The sequence below is a fragment of the Hamadaea flava genome, from assembly GCF_024172085.1.
In the GTDB taxonomy this organism is placed as follows: Bacteria; Actinomycetota; Actinomycetes; order Mycobacteriales; family Micromonosporaceae; genus Hamadaea; species Hamadaea flava.
This window is the reverse complement of record NZ_JAMZDZ010000001.1, coordinates 2685034-2703599: the sequence shown is the minus strand read 5'-3', so window position 1 is coordinate 2703599 and position 18566 is coordinate 2685034. Positions and strand designations below refer to the sequence as shown.

16 protein-coding genes are annotated in these 18566 nt (G+C 70.9%); 10 read left to right on the top strand and 6 right to left on the bottom strand.

Annotated elements, in window-relative coordinates; translation table 11 throughout:
* Positions 1–127 precede the first annotated feature (127 nt).
* From HDA40_RS12645 to HDA40_RS12635, 3 genes are all read right to left on the bottom strand, one after another.
* Positions 128–2119, bottom strand: coding sequence for a beta-1,3-glucanase family protein (locus HDA40_RS12645; RefSeq protein ID WP_253755261.1), 1992 nt, complete (start codon positions 2117–2119; stop codon positions 128–130).
* Between the two features lie 130 nt (positions 2120–2249).
* Positions 2250–4994 (bottom strand): MXAN_6230/SCO0854 family RING domain-containing protein, encoded by a 2745-nt coding sequence (locus HDA40_RS12640; protein ID WP_253755259.1) that lies wholly within the window; start codon positions 4992–4994, stop codon positions 2250–2252.
* A 171-nt stretch (positions 4995–5165) separates the two neighbouring features.
* Positions 5166–5561: a VOC family protein gene (locus HDA40_RS12635; RefSeq protein WP_253755257.1), complete on the bottom strand. Its 396-nt coding sequence runs from the start codon at positions 5559–5561 to the stop codon at positions 5166–5168.
* A 261-nt stretch (positions 5562–5822) separates the two neighbouring features.
* On the opposite strand from HDA40_RS12635, the gene HDA40_RS12630 reads away from it, so the two are divergent.
* From HDA40_RS12630 to HDA40_RS12600, 7 genes are all read left to right on the top strand, one after another.
* The gene (locus tag HDA40_RS12630) at positions 5823–6776 is read left to right on the top strand and encodes an ABC transporter ATP-binding protein (RefSeq protein WP_253755255.1); all 954 of its coding nucleotides are present in this window, start codon (positions 5823–5825) and stop codon (positions 6774–6776) included.
* Positions 6773–7507 (top strand): ABC transporter permease, encoded by a 735-nt coding sequence (locus tag HDA40_RS12625; RefSeq protein WP_253755253.1) that lies wholly within the window; start codon positions 6773–6775, stop codon positions 7505–7507. The genes HDA40_RS12630 and HDA40_RS12625 overlap by 4 nt, the downstream gene beginning before the upstream one ends.
* Before the next feature lie 16 nt (positions 7508–7523).
* The gene (locus tag HDA40_RS42085) at positions 7524–8600 is read left to right on the top strand and encodes a sensor histidine kinase (protein WP_253755251.1); all 1077 of its coding nucleotides are present in this window, start codon (positions 7524–7526) and stop codon (positions 8598–8600) included.
* A gap of 11 nt (positions 8601–8611) precedes the next feature.
* Positions 8612–9217, top strand: coding sequence for a response regulator transcription factor (locus HDA40_RS12615; RefSeq protein ID WP_253755249.1), 606 nt, complete (start codon positions 8612–8614; stop codon positions 9215–9217).
* A gap of 139 nt (positions 9218–9356) precedes the next feature.
* Positions 9357–9782 carry a MarR family winged helix-turn-helix transcriptional regulator gene (locus HDA40_RS12610; protein ID WP_253755247.1) on the top strand — a complete coding sequence of 142 codons (426 nt, stop codon included), beginning with the start codon at positions 9357–9359 and terminating at the stop codon, positions 9780–9782.
* Positions 9779–11200 carry an MFS transporter gene (locus tag HDA40_RS12605; protein ID WP_253755245.1) on the top strand — a complete coding sequence of 474 codons (1422 nt, stop codon included), beginning with the start codon at positions 9779–9781 and terminating at the stop codon, positions 11198–11200. The genes HDA40_RS12610 and HDA40_RS12605 overlap by 4 nt, the downstream gene beginning before the upstream one ends.
* The gene (locus HDA40_RS12600) at positions 11190–11327 is read left to right on the top strand and encodes a hypothetical protein (protein ID WP_253755243.1); all 138 of its coding nucleotides are present in this window, start codon (positions 11190–11192) and stop codon (positions 11325–11327) included. The genes HDA40_RS12605 and HDA40_RS12600 overlap by 11 nt, the downstream gene beginning before the upstream one ends.
* On the opposite strand, the gene HDA40_RS12595 is transcribed toward HDA40_RS12600, so the two are convergent.
* Entirely contained in the window at positions 11324–12529 is a 1206-nt protein-coding gene (locus HDA40_RS12595) for a glycosyltransferase (RefSeq protein WP_253755241.1), read from the bottom strand. The genes HDA40_RS12600 and HDA40_RS12595 overlap by 4 nt on opposite strands.
* Positions 12530–12954: 425 nt before the next feature.
* On the opposite strand from HDA40_RS12595, the gene HDA40_RS12590 reads away from it, so the two are divergent.
* From HDA40_RS12590 to HDA40_RS12580, 3 genes are all read left to right on the top strand, one after another.
* Positions 12955–13344, top strand: coding sequence for a hypothetical protein (locus HDA40_RS12590; protein ID WP_253755239.1), 390 nt, complete (start codon positions 12955–12957; stop codon positions 13342–13344).
* A gap of 8 nt (positions 13345–13352) precedes the next feature.
* The gene (locus HDA40_RS12585) at positions 13353–15509 is read left to right on the top strand and encodes a bifunctional polysaccharide deacetylase/glycosyltransferase family 2 protein (protein WP_253755237.1); all 2157 of its coding nucleotides are present in this window, start codon (positions 13353–13355) and stop codon (positions 15507–15509) included.
* Between the two features lie 85 nt (positions 15510–15594).
* Positions 15595–16716: a peptidoglycan DD-metalloendopeptidase family protein gene (locus HDA40_RS12580; protein ID WP_253755235.1), complete on the top strand. Its 1122-nt coding sequence runs from the start codon at positions 15595–15597 to the stop codon at positions 16714–16716.
* Between the two features lie 183 nt (positions 16717–16899).
* Here HDA40_RS12580 and HDA40_RS12575 read toward each other — a convergent pair whose 3' ends face one another.
* Together HDA40_RS12575 and HDA40_RS12570 are read right to left on the bottom strand one after the other, a co-directional pair.
* On the bottom strand, positions 16900–17790 hold the full coding sequence (locus tag HDA40_RS12575) for a serine hydrolase domain-containing protein (protein ID WP_253755233.1): 891 nt from the start codon (positions 17788–17790) through the stop codon (positions 16900–16902).
* A gap of 101 nt (positions 17791–17891) precedes the next feature.
* Positions 17892–18533, bottom strand: coding sequence for a class I SAM-dependent methyltransferase (locus HDA40_RS12570; RefSeq protein WP_253755231.1), 642 nt, complete (start codon positions 18531–18533; stop codon positions 17892–17894).
* Between the last annotated feature and the right edge of the window lie 33 nt (positions 18534–18566).

Here is an 18566-nt window from a genome sequence, read left to right as displayed (position 1 = left end):
CTGTTTAGCGCTGGCTGTTTAGCGCTGGATCAGGGATCCGTGTCGAATCTTGACCCATGATTCGACCGAGATCCCTGATCCAGTGCGGTCCGCGTGGGCGGGGTCGGCGTAGGTGGAGGAGAAAGCCTTAGGACAGGGCGAATTTCTGTGCGCCGCTGCCGTTGCAGTCCCAGATCTGCAACCGGGTCCCGTCGGCGGTGTTACCGCTGGGCGAGTCGAGACAGCGGCCCGACTGCGGGTTCTTCAGCGACCCGTCGGCCTGCTGCTGCCAGATCTGCGCCCCCGTCCCGTTGCAGTCATACAACTGGATTAGTGCCCCGTTGCCCGTGCCACCGGCCACCACATCCAGACACCGGCCCAACGTCCGCAACGAACCACTCGACAACCGCAGCCAATGCTGATCCACCGCGTACGCCTGACAGTCCCACAACTGCACCGCCGTGTTGTTCACCCCGACGTCGTCACCGGCCACATCCACACACTTGCCACCCGGCCCCACAATCGGACCACCACCATTAGCCGTGAACTTCTGCGCGCCGCTGCCGTTGCAGTCCCAGATCTGCAACCGAGTCCCGTTCGCCGTGGCACCACTGGGCGAGTCCAAACACCGGCCCGACTGCGGATTGCGCAACGACCCGTCAGCCTGCTGCACCCACTTCTGCCCGCCCACACCGTTGCAATCCCACAACTGCACCTGCGTACCCTGCCCCGTGCCGTTGCCCACGATGTCCAGACACCGGCCCAACGTCGACAACGACAGATCCGCGTTATGCCGCCAATGCTGATCCACCGCCGCCGCCTGACAATCCCACAGCTGCACCGCCGCCGCGTTCACCCCGACGTCGTCACCGGCCACGTCCACACACTTGCCACCCGGACCAGAGATCGTCCCCGACCCCGCCGGAATCGTTCCGCCGCCGCCGCCACCGGTGAACGGGCTCAGGATGATGCTCGCCGACCGGGGATCGCCGTCGTTGACCAGGGACTCGAAGTTGCCGACGTCGTCGAACGGGAACGCGTACGCCTTGCCGTCGGTCATGTTCGCGTGAATGATCTTGGCGTACTGGTTGGTCGGGCTGTTCTGGTAGAACTGCGCCGCGTTGGTGCTCGGCTGGGTGTCGATCGTGCCGAGCGTGCCCCGGTTGAGCGCGGCGCACAGCGTACGCGCGATGGGGCCGACGACCAGATCGTTGGGAGCGTTGAGGTTCCCGGCGCAGCCCCACACGTCGGCGCTGGACGGGCGGTTGAACGACGCCACCTGAGCGCCCGACGAGTTGGTGAAGGCCATCACCGTTCCGCTCGTACGCCCGAAGTACTTGGTATTCGGCTGATCGGCGAACGGGACGACGGTCAGCGTCTTCGAGGCGTACGCCCCCCAGGCGGAGGCGATGTAGCCGTCCAGATAGGTCGCGCTGAACAGGCCCGCCCCGGCGGCCTTGCCGGGGGACAGGACGCGCAGCACGGTCCCGTCCGAACGGGTGTAGACGGTGTTGGCCCAGCCGGACTGGCCGCGGACGCCGTTGATGACCGCGTCCCGCCCGTTCGCGACCAGGTCACCCGTACGCTTCGTGACGCCGGAGCCGCCCGTCACGGTGACCGCGTGCGGCACCGCGAACATGTCGACCTGCGAGCTGTTGAGCCACAGCCCGGCGTCGTTGTAGGTGAACTCGCTCCAGTCGAACAGGATGTTCTGGTTCGCGTCGCCGGCCGCCCATGGTGCGGGCTGGACGAGCCCGTCCGGGGTCAGGAAGAACTGCAGCTTCTGCCCGAAGGAGAAGTACACCCGGCCGGAGAAGCCGCGCGGAAACCGGATCGTGGTGCTGCCGCCGTTGCCCGGCCCGCCGATCGACACGTCGGGGGCGGGGCTCGGCGGGATCTGCCCACCACTCCACGCCGTGAACGTGCCGCCGGAGTTGACGTAGCCGAGCCGCCCGGAGGACAGCTGCACGCCGATGACGTAGAGGTAGGTGGCGTCGCCGCGACCGGTGCTGTTGGTGACCGTGACCGGGAGCAGGTCGGGTCCGATGGCCTGGGCGGGCGTGGCCACGTCGGCCAGCGCCAGGGGAACGGCCAGGGCGGTCGCCGCGAGTGCGCCGGCGACCCTTGTCCAGGTACGCATGAAGCCCTCTCCATCCATGACGATTGACTGAGAGCGCTCTCACCTTCCTGCGTACCAGGGCTGACGCTGAGGGAGAGCGCTCTCAGGCTACGATGCGGTGACACGCGCGTCAATAGACTGTTAGCGATCCTTACTGAGCACCCAGGGGAGCGGCGAGGTCGGCCGCGGCCAGCGCCGTCCATGGTGGACCGGCGATGCCGTCGACGAGCACGGCGACCGAACCGGGCGCAGCGTCCGGGCCGGCGTACGCCGTCAGCCGGTCGGGGCCGGTGGCGGCGGCAAGGATCCGGCAGCCGCTCAGCGGCCCGGGTCGCATCGAGCCGGCGGGGAGAAGGGCCGCGGCGCGGATCGCCTCGGCAGAGCCGGTCGGCACCTCGGCCGCCGTGCCGTCGGCGTACGCCACCAGGACCCGGTCGGCCCGGGCAGCGGCGTGCCACGCGACGAGATCCAGCAGACTGGCACGCTTGCCGTTGTCGAAGTGCTCCCACAGATCGGCGGCCACCCGGCCCAGGCGCGGACCCCGGTTGCCGATGCGGTGGGCGTACCCAGGGCTGGTGAGGCTGGCGTCGGCCCACATCACCGTGCCGGTCTCCACCTGCAGGATCATCGGCAGCAGCGCCTTGGCGTTGCCGCGCAGGGTGAACCGCTGCAACACCCGGGCCGGGTCGAACTGCGTCTTACGGTCCAGCGGCAGCGAGAACCCGGCGAACGCGGAGGTCAACGCCTCGAACGGCACGTCGTTGTAGCTGAACACGACGGGCACCGCCCAGGTCACCCCGGCAGCGCGCAGCGCCGGGCGATCGAGATCGAGGTACTCCGTCGCACCGCCCGGCGGCGGGGCGGACGTGAGGTCGCCCGAGTGGATCGCGGCCCGCTTGCCGAACCGCAGTCGCGTGTAGTCACAGTGGCCGACCTCTTCCCAGTCGGCGTCGTAGAACGCGCAGGAGAGGTCGAGGTCGACCCGGAACGTCGGGCCGTCCATCCAATGCAGGAACAGCCGCAGCACATCCGCGTCGCCGAGGGCGCGGAAGCTGCCGCGCGGCCAGCCGGCGAGCTGCTCCGAGCCGGCCCGTTCCCGTGACGGCGCCGGTACGCTACCGAGCGCGGCGTCGATCACGGCGACGTCGAAGCGTCCCTGGGCGGCTGCCCGGCGGGTCAGCTCGACGTCCACCGCGGTACGCACCTGCGTCACCGTGGTCGCGGCCAGCCGCTTGCGGTATTCCGGCTCGGTCCAGGTGCGTACCACATCGCCCTTGGGAAAGAAGGTCCGGCGCGGCGTGCCCGGCAGCGGACCACGCAGCTCGGGCGTCGCGTGCTCGTAGCGCACGACGACCTGCCGAGCCTCGCCGCGCGCCGCGACTTGAGCCTGGGCCAGCCGGACCGCGACCGTCGCGTCGCGACCGTGCAGCTCGGCGAACGCTCCCGCCAGGACGGTGGGCGACACCCGCGCGGCCGTCTGGACCGCGGTGTCGAGGACCAGTTCGGTCGCGTCCGGATCGTCGGCCGCGAGCCGGAGCAGGTGATCGAGCCGCCGCCACAGGTCGCCGGGTCGCCCGGCGAGCAACGCGGTCGCCGTCACCACGTCGTCGGCGGCGACGGCCGCCTCGACCAGCGACGCGAACGTGCGCACGCGCACCGAGACCAGGCCGCCCGGATGGTACGTGGGCACGACGCGATCCGGATGCTCGGCGGCCGCCTCGGCGATGGCGAAGCCGAGCAGCCCGTCGATCGGCGTGCGGGTCTGCCGCAGTGCCGCGAACGCCACCGCTGCCCGGGGATGCGCACCCGCCTGCTCGAACGGGTGCAGGCGCTCGGCGAGGCGCTTCCAGACCGTGCGGTGCCGCGCCAGATCCTCGGCCAGCGTGGGCAGGTCGAGACCGTCGAGGAAGGCGAGCACCGCGCGGCGCATCGCGCGCGGCAGCGGACTGACGCGCGGAACCGCGACCGTCACCTTCGGCTCGTGCCACGGCCGCCAGCCCTCGTCCGGGCCGTCGGACGGCTCCGGTCGCGGGACGATCAGGCCCGCGTCGCCGCCCGAGTACGCCCACAGGCAGCGCGCGGCATCGGTGGCAGTCGTCCACCGCGCCACGGCCTGCCGCAGGATCTCCGGGTACGCCGAGAGGCGGGCGGCCGGCGGCAGCGCCCAGGCGAGTACGAGGGCGAGCGTCTCCCGGGCCGGCACCGTGTCGGGCAGCCAGTCGAGCTTGCGCAGCGCCGTCGCCTCGATGAGCGTACGCAGATCGGCCGCGTCCGCCTCGCTGAGCGCGGTTGGGCGTACGACGAGGTCGTCGCGCAGGCGGACGGCGGTTGCCTTCGGCGTCTCGTCCAGCGTGAGCCGCTTCCACCGGACCGGGTCCGACTTCGGCCGTCCGGCCCGGCGCGGCTTGGCGACCTTCAGGAAGCTGCCGTCACCGCGACGGCCGCAGATCGCGCAGGCGGTGTAGTCCGCCGGGTCGAAACAGGTCGCGCAGACGAGGTGCCCACACGGGCTTACCGGGTTGACGTCACCGTAGTCTCCACACAGGACGCATGGCGCGTCCGGGGCCTGGAACAGCTCGGCCAGCAGCCGGTTCACGAACACCGCCGCCGGCTCGGCCGGAGTGTCCGGGAACTGCCGGTACAGCGGAAGATGCCGCCGATCGGCGCCGGACCATTCGTCGGCCAGCGCGAGCAGCCAGTCGGCCCACAGCATCCGCGTATGCGCGGTCAGCTCGGTGAACCGCGCCCGCAGCCGGGCGTCGAGGAGCCAGCCGCGCTCGGCCAGATCGGCTTCCAGAGTGGACACCCAGGGCTCGGCGTCCTCGGGCGCGGCACTCCCGGCCGGCAGGCTGACCCGGCTCAGGCGGCGTACCAGGACCGTCGCGAGCGCGTCCACCTGCTGACCCCCATGCCTGTGCCGGTGCCGTCGGTTGAGCCGGGGCGGAGAGTCGACACGCTGATTCATCAGAGAGATTGAGAAGGAAGCGCGTCTGGGAGCCGCCCCGGCCCGCCGATGGTACCGGCGCCGGGCGACATTCCTCGCCCGGTTTATCGGCGTTTACCGGCGTTACAGGCGTGCTTGCAGGTCAGCCGGAACGGCGTCCGGGTCCAGCACGGTCGCGTAGCGTACGCCCCATTCGGCGCTCCACGGTTCGCGCAGCCCGGCGAACCCGGCCGCCACCAGTTCGGCGTACAGCTTGTCCACCGCCTCGGCGGACGCCAGGCCGAACGCGAACGCCACGCGCGGGCCGCCGGTAGGGGCGGTCCACGTCGGCGTGAACTGGGCGACCGCCGCCTCGGTGTCGAGTGCGACGACGATGCCGTCGGCAAGCTCGCACTGAGCGTGGCTGGTGTGCGCCGCGTCGACGACGAATTCGAGCCCGAGCCGACGGTAGAACGCGATCGACACGTCGAGGTCGGACACGACGATGTTGATCTGGTGCAGCCTTGCGCTTGTCGACATGGTTGATTCCCTCCGTGTGATGTGCCGTTACCTACAACGTGTGGCATCCGCCCCAGCTTGTGGGTCCCCTCGGCGGATGAGTAGCCGAATGGGCGGTGGGATGCCTGCGGATCAGGGCTATGCAGGCTTCCCGACGCCGTCAAAGCATGCATAACCGTGATCTGCCGCCCAAGCAGGAGCAGTGGGGCATGACAGATGTCATGGGGAAGGGGTGACAGCAAGCAGAGGAGGAGAGGCCGACGGCTGCATACCGTGCGGGGCATGACGAACACCGTGACGGCCGAGCCCGTCGTGACCGCCCCGGCGGTCCGGCTGACCGGCCTCGAGAAGCGGTACGGCAGCACGGTCGCGGTCGCCGGGGTGGACCTGGAGATCGCGACGGGGGAGGTGCTGGCGCTGCTGGGCCCGAACGGCGCGGGCAAGTCCACGACCATCGACATGATGCTGGGGCTGATCGCGCCCGACGCCGGGCAGGCCCGGTTGTTCGGCCGCAGCCCCCGGGAGGCGGTGGTAGCCGGGCAGGTCGGGGCCATGCTGCAGACCGGGGCGCTGCGGGACGGGCTGACCGTCGGCGAGACCGTCGCCGAGATCGCCGCGCTGCATCGGCGGCCGGGACGCGTACCGGAGGTGCTGGCCGAGGCTGGGCTGACCGAGCTGGCCGGCCGGCGCTGCGCGAAGTTGTCGGGCGGCGAGAAGCAACGCGTACGCTTCGCGATCGCACTCATCTCCCGACCCGAGCTGATCGTGCTCGACGAGCCGACCGCCGGAATGGACGTCGAGGCACGCCGCGAGTTCTGGGCGGCGATGCGGGCGTACAGCGACACCGGTCGCACGGTCGTCTTCGCCACGCACTATCTGGAGGAGGCGCAGTCGTTCGCCGACCGGGTGGTGCTGCTGCGACAGGGCCGGGTCGTCGCGGACGGGACCGTGGCGCAGATCCGGGCGGCGGCCAGCGGCCGGACCATTCAGGCCGTCGTCCCGGGCGCCGACCTGGACGAACTGCGACGGCTGCCCGGCGTCGACCACGTCGAGGTACGCGACGACCGGGTGACCCTGCGCTGCGGCGACTCCGACGCGGCCCTGCGTACGCTGCTCGACCGCCACCGGGACGCGTACGACGTGGAAGTGACCGCGGCTGGTCTCGAAGACGCGTTCCTAGCACTCACTGAGCAGCCGACGACACTCGCTGAGAAGCCGACGGAGGAGACCCGATGAACGTGCGTTACCTGCTCCTGGAAGCGCGCACGGTGCTGCGCGACATCCGGTTCCTGGTCTTCACCGTCGCGATGCCGGCCGTGCTGTTCCTCGTCTTCGACGGGCTGTTCGGCGGCCAGGCGTTCGACAACGGCACGCGGGCCTCCCCGGCGCTCATGGTCAGCATGGCCGGGTACGGGGCGATGGGCGCGGCGCTGTCGACCGGGCTCACCATCGCCGCCGAGCGGGGCAGCGGCTGGTTGCGGCAGCTGCGCCTGACCCCGCTGAGCGGCTCGGGATACCTGGCCGCCAAGACCATGCTGTCGATGCTGGTCGCGATGCCGCCGGTGCTGCTGGTCTCGGTGCTCGGCGCGGTGGTCGGCGACGTCGACCTCACCGGCCCGCAGTGGCTCGGGGTGACGGTCGGGCTGTGGCTCGCCGTGCTGCCGTTCGGCGTACTCGGGGTGGCGCTCGGTCAGCTGTCCACATCGACCAACGCGCAGGCGATGGGCGGCGCGCTGATGAGCGTACTGGGGTTGACGGGCGGCATGTGGATTCCGGCCGAGATCGTGCCCGGGTGGATGCGCCACGTCATGCAGGCCACGCCGAGTTACTGGTTGCGGGAGTTCGGACTGTCCGCGTTCAGTCCGGTCGCTTCGCGTACCACTGGATTGCTGGTCCTCGCGGGCTGGACCCTCGCGGCCGGGGTGGTCGCGATCACCCGGTTCCGGGCCGACGTCGCACGAGCCTGAGCATTAGCGTGAGCGCGTGCGTGGCGACATGGGGTTAGGCGTGGGCCGCAAGTGGGGGATCGCCATCGGGGTGTTCTTCACCGTGATGCTGATCCCCGTCGGCCTCGACACCTGGCACGAGCCGGCGGGTCCGCGCCGGATCATCGCGATGGTCCTGCTCCTCGCCTACGCCGCGGTCTATCTGGTCACGCCGTCGGCGTTGTGGCGGCGCGGCGTGGCGGCCAAGCTCACCGGCGTCACGATCCTGCTCGCCCTGGTCGCGGGCTACGTCACGGTCCGTGGCCTGCCCTGGCTGCCGCTCATCGGGTACGCCTTCGCCGTGGCAGCGGTGCTCTTGCCGATCCGGTGGGCGGCCGGGGTGGCCGCGGTCGTGCTGTCCGCCGCGGCGGTCGCGACCGTGATCTGGTCGAGTTCGTCGTGGGAGCCATGGACGACGCTGCTCATCATCGTGGTGGACCTGCTGCTCGTGGGGATGCTGATGACCTCGAACAAGGCGTTGTTCCAGGCGCGTCACGAGCTGGCGGCGCGAGCGGTCTCCGACGAGCGCACCCGGGTCGCCCGCGATCTGCACGACGTCCTCGGGCATACGCTGACGACGCTCACGGTCAAGTCGGCCCTGGCGCAACGCCTGCTCGGCACCGGTCAGCCGGACCGGGCCGGGCAGGAGCTCGCCGACATCGAGCACCTGTCCCGGCAAGCCCTGGTCGAGCTGCGCGCCACCGTCTCCGGCCACCGGCAGGTTTCCCTCGACGCCGAACTCGCCGGTGCTCGGATCGCCTTGGAGGCCGGGCAGATCGGCGTACGCGTCATCGGGGATCCGGCGGTCGTCCCGGCGCACCTGCGGGAGCCGTTGGCCTACGTGGTCCGCGAGGGCGTCACCAACGTCCTGCGCCACAGCGGCGCCACCATCTGCGAGATCGTCATCGCCCCCGATTCGGTCGAGGTCACCGACGACGGCCGGGGCGGCGCGGCCGAACCCGGCAACGGGCTGACCGGACTGCGGCAACGGCTGGCCGGCAGCGGCGGTGCGCTGGCCGCCGGACCGGCCGACGGCGGCGGCTTCCGGCTGCGGGCACAGTTCGGAGCGGCATGAATCCGCGCGGCATGATCAAGATATTGCTCGCCGACGATCAGGCGCTCGTCCGGGGCGCGCTGGCCGCGATGCTCGACCTCGAAGCCGACCTGACGGTGGTCGCCCAGGTCAGCCGGGCCGACGAGATCATGGCGGCCGCGCGTACGGCGACGCCCGACGTCGCCCTGATCGACGTGCAGATGCCCGGCGTCGACGGGCTGACCGCGGCGGCCGAACTGCATCGGCTGCTCCCGGCCATCCGCATCGTCATCTGCACCACCTTCGGCCGCCCCGGCTACCTCGCCCGCGCCATGGCCGCCGGAGCGTCGGCGTTCGTCGTCAAGGACGCGCCACCGGCGTACCTGGTCGACACGATCCGCCGAGTTCACGCCGGACTCCGCGTCGTCGACCCCGGCCTGGCAGCCGAGTCGCTGGCCGCCGGCGCCAGTACGCTCACGCCCCGCGAGCGCGACGTGCTCAGCGCGGCCGCGACCGGGGCGACGGTCGGCGACATCGCTCGCCAGCTGCACCTGTCCGCCGGCACGGTACGCAATCACCTGTCCGCCGCGATCGGCAAGACCGGGGCGCGTACCTCGGCCGAGGCGGCCCGAATCGCCGACTCCAACGGCTGGCTGTAGCCCGCCGGGATACCTGCGGATCACGGTTGGGCAGCCTGAAACCGCCCCGGGATGCCTGCGTGACCGTGATCTGCAGCCCACCGGACAACCCTTCAGCTCAGACTTGTCAGGTTGAACTGAAGAGTTGTACGGTGGGCTTGTGAGCAGCGCAAACCAGGCGGCCAGCGAACTGCGGGCGGTCTTCAGTCGGCTCCGGCGGCGGCTCCGGGAGAGCTATTCGGCCGACGGGATCACTCCGTCCCAGACGGCGGTGCTGATCCGGCTGGCGAAGGACGGCCCGGCCACGCTGAGTGAGCTGGCCGCGGCCGAACGCGTACGCCCGCAGTCGATGGCCACGACGCTGTCGGCGATGGACGGGCGAGGGTTGCTGACGCGTACCGCCGACCCCACCGACGGGCGGCGGATCCAGATCGCGTTGAGCGAACCAGGCCAGGAACTGTTCGCTGACCGCCGCCGGGCCAGTGAGGAGTGGTTGGCCAGGGCGTTGCAGGAGCGCTGCACCGAGGAGGAGCGCCAGACCGTGCTGGCCGCGTTGGCGGTGCTCGACCGGTTGGTCGGGGTGTGACCTCGGCGACGAAGGGCTCGTTCGATCGGCGGCTGTTGGCGTCGATGATGCTGGGGGCGATCCTCAACCCGATCAACTCGTCGATCCTCGCCGTGTCGCTGGTGCCCATCGGCATCGCGTTCGGCGCCCCGCCGGCGCAGACGGCCTGGCTGGTCGGCAGCCTCTACCTGGCGACCGCCATCGGACAGCCGGTGGTGGGCCGGCTCATCGACCTCTACGGGCCACGACGGCTTTTCCTGACCGCCACCGTGCTGGTCGGCCTGGCGGGCGTGATCGGCTTCCTCGCCCCGAACCTGGGCACGCTGATCCTTGCCCGGGTGCTGCTCGGCTTCGGCACCTGCGCGGGTTATCCCGCCGCGATGTATCTGATCGGCAGCGAAGCACGGCGTACGGGGATGCGCAGTCCAGCCGGGGTGCTCACCGCGCTGGCCGTCGCCACGCAGACGATCACCGTCATCGGTCCCGCGCTCGGCGGGCTGCTCATCTCGGTCGGCGGCTGGCGGGCGACCCTGGCGATCAACGTGCCGCTGGCGATCGCCGGCCTGGCCCTCGGCGCCCGGTATCTGCCCCGAACGGCCAAGAGCGAGGGACGCGTACGCGATCTGGTCGACCTCCCCGGTATCGTGTTGTTCGCCCCGACCCTGATCGCGCTGCTGGTCTTCCTGCTGGCACCGCGGGCCGACCGCTGGTATCTGCCGGTGCTCGCGGCCGTCCTCGGCGGGCTGTTCGTCCGGCGGGAACTCCATGCCGCGAACCCGTTCGTCGACGTGCGCGTACTCGCCGGGAACCGGCCGCTCATCCTCACCTACATCCGGGCGGTGCTGGCCGCGACGGTCAGCTACGGCTTCCTCTACGGCGTCACGCAGTGGCTCCAGGACGGTCGCGGGCTGTCGGCGGCGGCCGCCGGCCTCGTCCAGCTGCCGGTGTTCGGGACGGGCCTGATCGTCTCCTCGCTGACCGGCCGCAATCCCCAGATCCGCGGCAAGCTCGTCGTCGCCAGCGCCAGCCAGCTCGTCGCCGCCACGTTGTTGCTGGTCCTGACCCCCGCGAGGCCGGTCGTCGCGCTGCTCGGGGTGATGGTGGTCTTCGGCATCCCGCAGGGCCTCAACAGCCTCGCCCTGCAGAACAGCGTCTACTACCAGGCCGACCCGGCGCGGATCGGCTCGTCGGCGGGCCTGCTGCGGACCGCGATGTATCTGGGCGCGATGCTCGCGTCAGCGGCCACCGGCGCGTTCTTCCCGACCCGGGCGGACACGCCGGGCCTGCGGGAACTCGGCTGGTTCCTGATCGCGATCGCGGCGGCCTACCTCGTGGTCACGCTCGTCGACCGCTCGCTCTCCGCGATCGGCCGGGCTCCAGATGATCAAGGCCAAGTGGTACGCGACATGGCGACCACGGATTCGAGAGGTGGCCGATGACCGAACCGCGTTGCTCGTGATGGACGTCCACGCCGGCATCGTCGGCCGCGCGTTCGCGGGCAAGGTGTTCCCGCGGCAGGCCGAGGTCACCTCCGTGGCGGACTGGGTGGCCGGGCTGTCGTCCTAACTTTCGAGTATGAGTTTGGCGGCCACCGTCGTCCCGTCGGTCCGGAGCGTGCTGCCGACCTCCTTGGCCCGGTCCCGCGTCTCGGTTGTGAGGACGGTCTTGAGTGCGGCGGACAGCGAGTCGAAGGTCGGGGTGGGACCGTCGTGAGCCACGCCGATGCCGAGTTCGGCGACGCGCCCGGCCCACAGCGGCTGGTCGGCGAACTGCGGCACCACCACCTGCGGTACGCCCGCCATCGCGGCGGCCGTCGTCGTGCCCGCCCCGCCATGGTGGACGACCGCCGCGACCTGCGGAAACAGTGCCTGGTGACTGATGTCGCCGACGGCCAGGCAGTCGTTCTGAGCATCGATCGCGGCCAGCTGCGCCCAGCCCTTCGCCAGCAGTACGCGACGGCCCTGGGCGCGTACGGCGTCGACGACGATGCGGGCGAGCCCCGGGGTGGAGTGCATCGCCATGCTGCCGAAGCCGACGTAGACGGGCGGCTCCCCGGCTGCCAGGAACTCCGTGACCTCGGCCGGAAGGGGACGCCGGTCGGGCAGGATCCACGCGCCCGTCTGGATCAGGTCCAGATCGGTCAGCTCCGCCCACGGGCACAGCACCGGATCGGACGCCAGCAACACCGGCTCGCCGAAGACGTAGTCGCGGATGTTCTCCACCGGCGGCAGGCCGATCGCCGCCCGATGACTGTTCTCCGCCTCCCCGTACAGCCGGTACACCGCCTCGGCGTCCTGCCGCCACAGCGCCTTCAGGTCGTTCTCGTCCGCCGTGGACGGCGTACCCGGGCGGCGGCCCGGCTTGTAGTGCTGGGACGGCAGCCCGTACACATGGAAGGCGGCCAGCCAGTAGCGCAGCCCCAGCTTGTCGGCCACGGATCGGGCGCCGGACGGCATCAGGCCGGTCGCCACCATGACGTCGCTTCCCTGCGCCGCCTGGCCCAGTGTCTCGAACCGGGCGGCGACCAGGTCGGCCGCGAGCCGGAAGGCGTCGTCGGCCGTCGGCGGGCGTTCCCGGGCGACGACCGACTTCACCGTCGGGCCGAGCGGGATCAGCTCGATGCCCTCCCGGGCCAGCAGCTCGACGAACTCCTCGTCCGGGGCGGCGCAGAAGCGCACCTCCGCGCCGAGTTCTTTCAGCCGCACCGCGAGCCCGGCCAGCGGCTCGATGTCCCCGCGCGATCCCCACGTCGTCAATACCACGCGCATTTCGCGAATCCCCCAATTCGGCAGGTAATGGCTTCGGTCGACCATTGTGCGTGACGACCCGGGTCTTGCCGCAAGCCCCCACCTGCGGTATACGTTAAAAGTGGCAGGGAGATATTTCTCCTTGCCATTGGCGTTTCTAAGGCCCCGCCCTCGCCTCGCCGCCCACCCCTTTTTCGCGTTGAGCATGGAGTTAACTGTGGTCTCGACGGTGTGTCGAGGGATGACGAGGGGGTGTGACAGGGGATCGGCTGATCGGGTTGAACCGGAAGATGGTGAGGGTTCGTGCCCCGGCCCTGTAGGGCCTGGTGAGGCGGCATGTCACCGACCTCATCGGATTCCGTGCCGCGCATCACGTCCGGTTTGCCGACCGCCTCGACGCGGGATCAAAGCCTGACGGTGATCGCGAGCGGCGGAGGCGGGAGCGGATGGGCAGCCAAGCGAAACGGCACATCGGACGTGCCCAGCCGAAGCTGCGACCAACCAAACCGCCGGGTCGACGGGAACCGCTCGGGACCCGGGCCCTGCCGGTAGCGCCGCAGCCGCCGCCGGTGTTCGTGGACGTCAGCGGTCGCCGTCGCCGCGTGCTGCACGTGGCCGCGCTGCTGGTCGTGCTGGCGACCGTGGCGGGGGCGATCGTGCTGCTCATCGGGGTGTACGCCCGGCCGGTGGACCCGGCCCCGCTCGAAGTCTGCCCGGCTGCCCCCACGCACCCGGCCGCTCGCACGAACCCGGCCGCCGCCTCGAACCCGACGGTGTCGGTGAAGCGGGCCGGGGCGACGGTCCCGGTCGGCGGAGGGTCGTGTGAGCGCCGATGAGCCTCTACGTGAGCCGAAGCAAGGCGCAGACCCCGCCATCACCCGGGCCGGGCGTACGCCGAGTGGCCTCGCGCTTCGTCCGGGTGGCGCTGACCGCCACGGTCCTCGGCGTCGTCGCCGTGCTGCTGGCGATCGAGGCGTACACCGATGCCGCGTTCGCCCCCGACGCCCGTCCGCCGTCGGGCCAGACGAGCGGGCAGGTTCCCGCAGCGGTGAAGGACGACGGGGGGCCGGTGATCGACGCGACCGGCGACCAGCCGCGTACGCTGCGGGTGCCGCGGAACCAGATCGTGCTGACCTTCGACGACGGCCCCGATCCGCGCTGGACGCCCCAGATCTTGGACGTGCTGGCCCGGCACCACGTGCCCGCGACCTTCTTCGTCATCGGCTCCGAGGTGGCCCGTCATCCGGACCTGGCCCGGCGGGAGGTCGCCGAGGGGCACGAGATCGGCGTGCACACCTTCACCCATCCCGACCTGGGCGCGATCGGCGGCTGGCGGCAGCGCCTGGAATACGCCCACACCCAGCTGGCGATCGCGTACGCGACGGGGGTGAAGACCTCGATCCTCCGGCCGCCGTATTCGTCCACTCCGGACGCAGTCACCGACCGGGACTGGCCGGTGCTGGCCGCCACGGGCCGATCCGGATATCTGACCGTGCTCGACGACACCGACAGCCAGGACTGGGCGCGTCCGGGGGTCGACCGGATCGTGGCGAACGCGACGCCCAGCGGCGACGGCGCGATCGTCCTGATGCACGACGCGGGCGGCGACCGTGCCCAGACCGTGGCGGCGCTGGACCGATTCATCCCGCAGATGCAGGCCCGTGGCTACCAGTTCGCCACCGTCTCGCAGGCGCTGCGTGGTTCGCTGGCGACTCCGGTGAACCAGCCGTCGTCCGCGAACGACCGGTGGCGGGGCGCGGTGGTCGTGCACACCGTCGGGCTCGCCGATCTGACGCTGCGCCTGCTGTGGGTGCTGCTGCTCACCGTCGGCGTCCTCACGCTCGCCCGCACGCTGCTCATGTTCACCGTCGCCGTCCGGCACAGCCGATCGCGTCGCGCGGCGGGCTTCACGTGGGGCGTACCGGTGACCGAGCCGGTCTCGGTGATCGTCCCGGCCCACGACGAGCAGGACACGATCGTCGCCACTGTGCGTACCCTCGTCGCCTCCGCCCACCCGGTGGAGATCGTCGTGGTCGACGACGGGTCTGACGATGCCACCAGCGACCGGGTCCGCGAGCTGGAACTCGACAACGTGCGGCTCGTGCGGGTGCCGGGCGGTGGCAAGGCCACCGCCCTGAAGGCCGGGGTCGCGATGGCCGGTCACGCTCTGATCGTCATGATCGACGCGGACACAGTGGTACGCCCGGAGACGATCCGGCGCCTGATCCAGCCGTTCGCCGATCCCGCCGTCGGAGCGGTGGCCGGGAACGTGAAGGTCGGCAACCGGGCGAGCCTGATCGGCCGCTGGCAGCATCTGGAGTACGTGATCGGATTCAACCTGGATCGGCGGCTCTACGACTCGCTCGGCTGCATCCCGACCGTGCCGGGTGCGCTGGGCGCCTTCCGCCGCCAGGCGCTCGCCGACGCCGGCGGACCGCCGACCGACACCCTGGCCGAGGACACCGACCTCACGATGGCCGTCCTGCGGGCGGGCTGGCGAGTCGTCTACGAGGAGAGCGCGCAGGCGGTCACCGAAGCCCCGGCCACCCTCCGGCAACTGTGGCGGCAGCGGTACCGCTGGAGTTACGGCACCATGCAGGCGATGTGGAAGCACCGCCACGCGGTCGTCGAGCGCGGCGCGTCCGGCCGGTTCGGCCGCGTCGGGCTGCCCTTGATCGCGCTGTTCAGTGTGATCCTGCCGGTGTTCGGCCCGCTGCTGGACATCCTGGCCGTCTACGGGGTGCTGTTCCTCGACCGGAAGGCCACCTTGGCCGGGTGGATCGCGGTGCTGATCGTGCAGGCGATCACCGCTGTGCTGGCGTTCCGGCTCGACCGGGAACCGTTACGACCTTTGTGGGCACTGCCGCTCCAGCAGGTGGCGTACCGGCAGATCATGTATCTCGTGCTGGTCCAATCGGTGGTGACCGCCCTCGCCGGACGTCGCCTCGGCTGGCAGAAGATCGGCCGCAGCGGCGAGGTCGCCCAGTCCGTCGGCGGTTAGCCGATTCCGCGGTTTCGTTGGGTTGTCCCCAGTAAATCGAGCGTGCTTGATTTTATCGAGCATTGATTCCAGCTGGGGAGGACCGATGAACGAGGACAACCGAACGCAACCCTGCTGTGGCGGCACCGGCGACGGATCGGCGCCCGCTCCGGTCAGCCGCCGTGATCTGTTGCGGCGCAGCGCCATCGTCGGCGGCGGCGTGCTCGCGGGCGGGCTGCTCGTGCCGGGGACGGCCCTCGCTGCGCCGTCGATCTACAACCCGTTCAGCGCGTACCCGATCACCGGCACCTGGCAGGACCATCTCAACCGGGGCTCGCTCGGCGGCATCGACTTCGCGATGGCCGTCGGCACCCCCTTGCCCGCCTGTGGAGCCGGAACCATTCAGAACACTCCCTACAACGGCACCGGCGGCCACACCGTCACGATCTACCACTCCGAGGGATACCGCAGCCAGTACCTGCATCTGTCACAGTTCCGGCTGGCCAACGGCACCGCGGTCGCGGCTGGGACCGTGGTCGGCTGGTCGGGCGGAGCCGCCGGAGCCGACGGGGCGGGCAACTCCACCGGTCCGCACGTGCACTGGCACATGATCGATCCGAACGGAGTGCGGATCAACCCGCTCACTTACGCACCCGGCCCGAGCACCTCGTCGGAAGGCCGGATCCTCCAGGAGATCGCCCAAGCCGGCGGCTACACCGGGCCCGTCGACGGCGTACCCGGTGTCAACACGTGGAAGGGGGTGCAGACCGTCGTGCGTGGATACGGCTACACCGGCCCGATCGATGGCGTACCTGGGACGAACACCTATGCGGCCCTGCAGCGGCTGGCGCAGAAGGGCGGCTACGCCGGTCCCGTCGACGGCGCACTCGGGCCCAACTCGTGGAAGGGCATTCAGACGGTCCTGCGCGGGTTCGGTTACAGCGGCCCGATCGATGGCGTACCTGGGGCGAACACCTATGCGGCCCTGCAACGGCTGGCCAAGCTCGGCGGCTACACCGGGCCGATCGACGGCGCGCTCGGGCCCAACACGTGGAAGGGCGTCCAGACCGTCCTGCGCGGGTTCGGTTACACCGGTCCGGTCGACGGCGTAGCGGGCGTCAACACCTACGCCGGATTGCAGCGCATGGCCCGCCTCGGCGGTTACGCCGGCCCGATCGACGGCGTACCAGGCCCGAACACGTGGGCCGGCCTGGCGCGGCTCATCTGACTCCGGCTCCGTGGGCGACCGGTTCCGGCGACGACCGGCGATCGGCTCCGGCGGTCGGTTCCGGCGGCGTCCGGCGGTCGGCTCCAGCGGTCGGCTCCGGCGGTCGGTTCCGGCGGTCGGGGTCCGGCGTCCGGCCTGGTTCAGTCGGTGCCCGCCTCGGCTGAGCCGGGACGGGCACCGGAGTCACGGGACGAGCCGGACCAGATCGTGGAGGATCGGCAGCGGGTCGGTGGTCTCCTCGTTGGCGAGGATGGCGATGCTCGCCCGCTGCTCGGGGAACCACACCGACAGCGTCTGGAAGCCGGGATTGTCGCCCGGGTGCAGGTACGCCGCCTTCCCGTCGACGGTCCCCGCGTAGAGCCCGTAGCCGTAGGACTCGGTGGTGATCCCGTCCTCGTCGGTGACCATCGCGACGTGCCCCGTCAGGTCGCGTACCCCGCGCAGGGTGGAGGTGTGCAGCCGGGTGGTGAAGTCGGCCAGCCCGGCTGCGGTCGCCCAGACGTCCCTGGTCCCGGGCAGGCTCGTGAGATCGTTCGTCGGGACCGGCTGCCCGTCCCGGTGGCCCTGGGCGATCGTCCGGTCGGCGGGGGGATCGCCGGCGGTGATCGCCGTCGCCCCCAAAGCTGCGAAGACGTACGCGTTGAGGCACTCGGCATACGGCCGCCCGCTGGCGACTTCGAGGACGCGGCCGGCGAGGGCGTACCCGGGACTGCTGTAGTGCCAGGCGGCGCCGGGCTCGGCGATCAACGGAGCCCGCTCCATGAGCAGCAACCGCTCATCGACCGGCATCGGGACGTCGATGTCGAACCCCGGTACGCCCGGCTGCCAGTGCGCGACCCCGGCCGTATGCGTGAGCAGATGGTGCAGCGTGACCCGATCGTCCATTGTGGGCAGCCAAGTGGCGACCGGCGTGTGAAGGTCGAGTCCCGCTTGGAGGATCCCGGTCGCGCAGATGTGCTTGCCGACCGACGCCAGCCGATACCAGGTCGTCTTCGTCTCCGCCGACTCGAAGACCACTTCGCCGTCGACCGTCACCGCGGCCGCGCCCCGGAAGGCGCTCGTGCTCGTCCCCATCCGCAGTACGGTACGTGGCGCAGACTCAACTCGTGGGGCGTGCTGGGCCCGGAGCCGGTCGGTCTCAGGGGCGCCGTGCTTCACCGAGGACCCGGTCGGTCTTAGAAGCGGGGGCGTGCTTCGCCGAGGACCCAGTCGTCGCCGTCGCGCTGGATGTCGCACTCCCAGCCCAGTTCGCGAAGCCGAGCGGTCATGGCGTCCGGCTCCACGAAGTGCTTGACCACGCGGAACGTGCTCCCGTCGGACAGCCGCCGCTCGACGACCCCTTCCCGGAGGTAGGACTCCTTCCCGCGTTCGTCCACGTGCTCGTCGAGGAACAGCACCCGGCCGCCGTCGGCCAGCATCGGCCGCAGCGAGTCCCAGAACGCGCCGAACCGCTCCGGCGGGACGTGTGACAGCCACGCCGAGAAGAAGATGACGTCGAACTGCGCGTCCGACGTCCAGTCGAAGACGTCGGCCACCACGAACGTCACGTTCGGCGAGGTCACCCGCTCCCGCGCGATGGCCAGCGCCTCCGGCGCGAAGTCCACGGCCGTCAGCGAGTCGGCGTACGCGGCCAGCGGCTCCGTCCACACTCCAGTGCCGCACGCGATCTCCAGCACCCGCCCGGCCGGCCGCATCTGTTCGACCAGCCGTGCGATGCGTGGCCGTGCGACCGCGAGATCCCCGTACGCCGTCGCGTCGTATTCGGCCGCCCGCCGCCGGTAGTAGTCGACCTGCTCTGCCACTACATCGTCGGTCATCCCGCCATGGTCACACGCGGCCCGGCTCCTGGC

What these genes read in the sequence shown, in the direction of transcription:
- HDA40_RS12590 (WP_253755239.1), top strand. Translation starts at nt 12,955, where the DNA reads ATGGGCAGCCAAGCGAAACGGCACATCGGACGTGCCCAGCCGAAGCTG.
- HDA40_RS12575 (WP_253755233.1), bottom strand. Translation starts at nt 17,790, where the DNA reads ATGGGGACGAGCACGAGCGCCTTCCGGGGCGCGGCCGCGGTGACGGTC.
- HDA40_RS12570 (WP_253755231.1), bottom strand. Translation starts at nt 18,533, where the DNA reads ATGACCGACGATGTAGTGGCAGAGCAGGTCGACTACTACCGGCGGCGG.
- HDA40_RS12625 (WP_253755253.1), top strand. Translation starts at nt 6,773, where the DNA reads ATGAACGTGCGTTACCTGCTCCTGGAAGCGCGCACGGTGCTGCGCGAC.
- HDA40_RS12635 (WP_253755257.1), bottom strand. Translation starts at nt 5,561, where the DNA reads ATGTCGACAAGCGCAAGGCTGCACCAGATCAACATCGTCGTGTCCGAC.
- HDA40_RS12595 (WP_253755241.1), bottom strand. Translation starts at nt 12,529, where the DNA reads ATGCGCGTGGTATTGACGACGTGGGGATCGCGCGGGGACATCGAGCCG.
- HDA40_RS12580 (WP_253755235.1), top strand. Translation starts at nt 15,595, where the DNA reads ATGAACGAGGACAACCGAACGCAACCCTGCTGTGGCGGCACCGGCGAC.
- HDA40_RS12645 (WP_253755261.1), bottom strand. Translation starts at nt 2,119, where the DNA reads ATGCGTACCTGGACAAGGGTCGCCGGCGCACTCGCGGCGACCGCCCTG.
- HDA40_RS12630 (WP_253755255.1), top strand. Translation starts at nt 5,823, where the DNA reads ATGACGAACACCGTGACGGCCGAGCCCGTCGTGACCGCCCCGGCGGTC.
- HDA40_RS12615 (WP_253755249.1), top strand. Translation starts at nt 8,612, where the DNA reads ATGATCAAGATATTGCTCGCCGACGATCAGGCGCTCGTCCGGGGCGCG.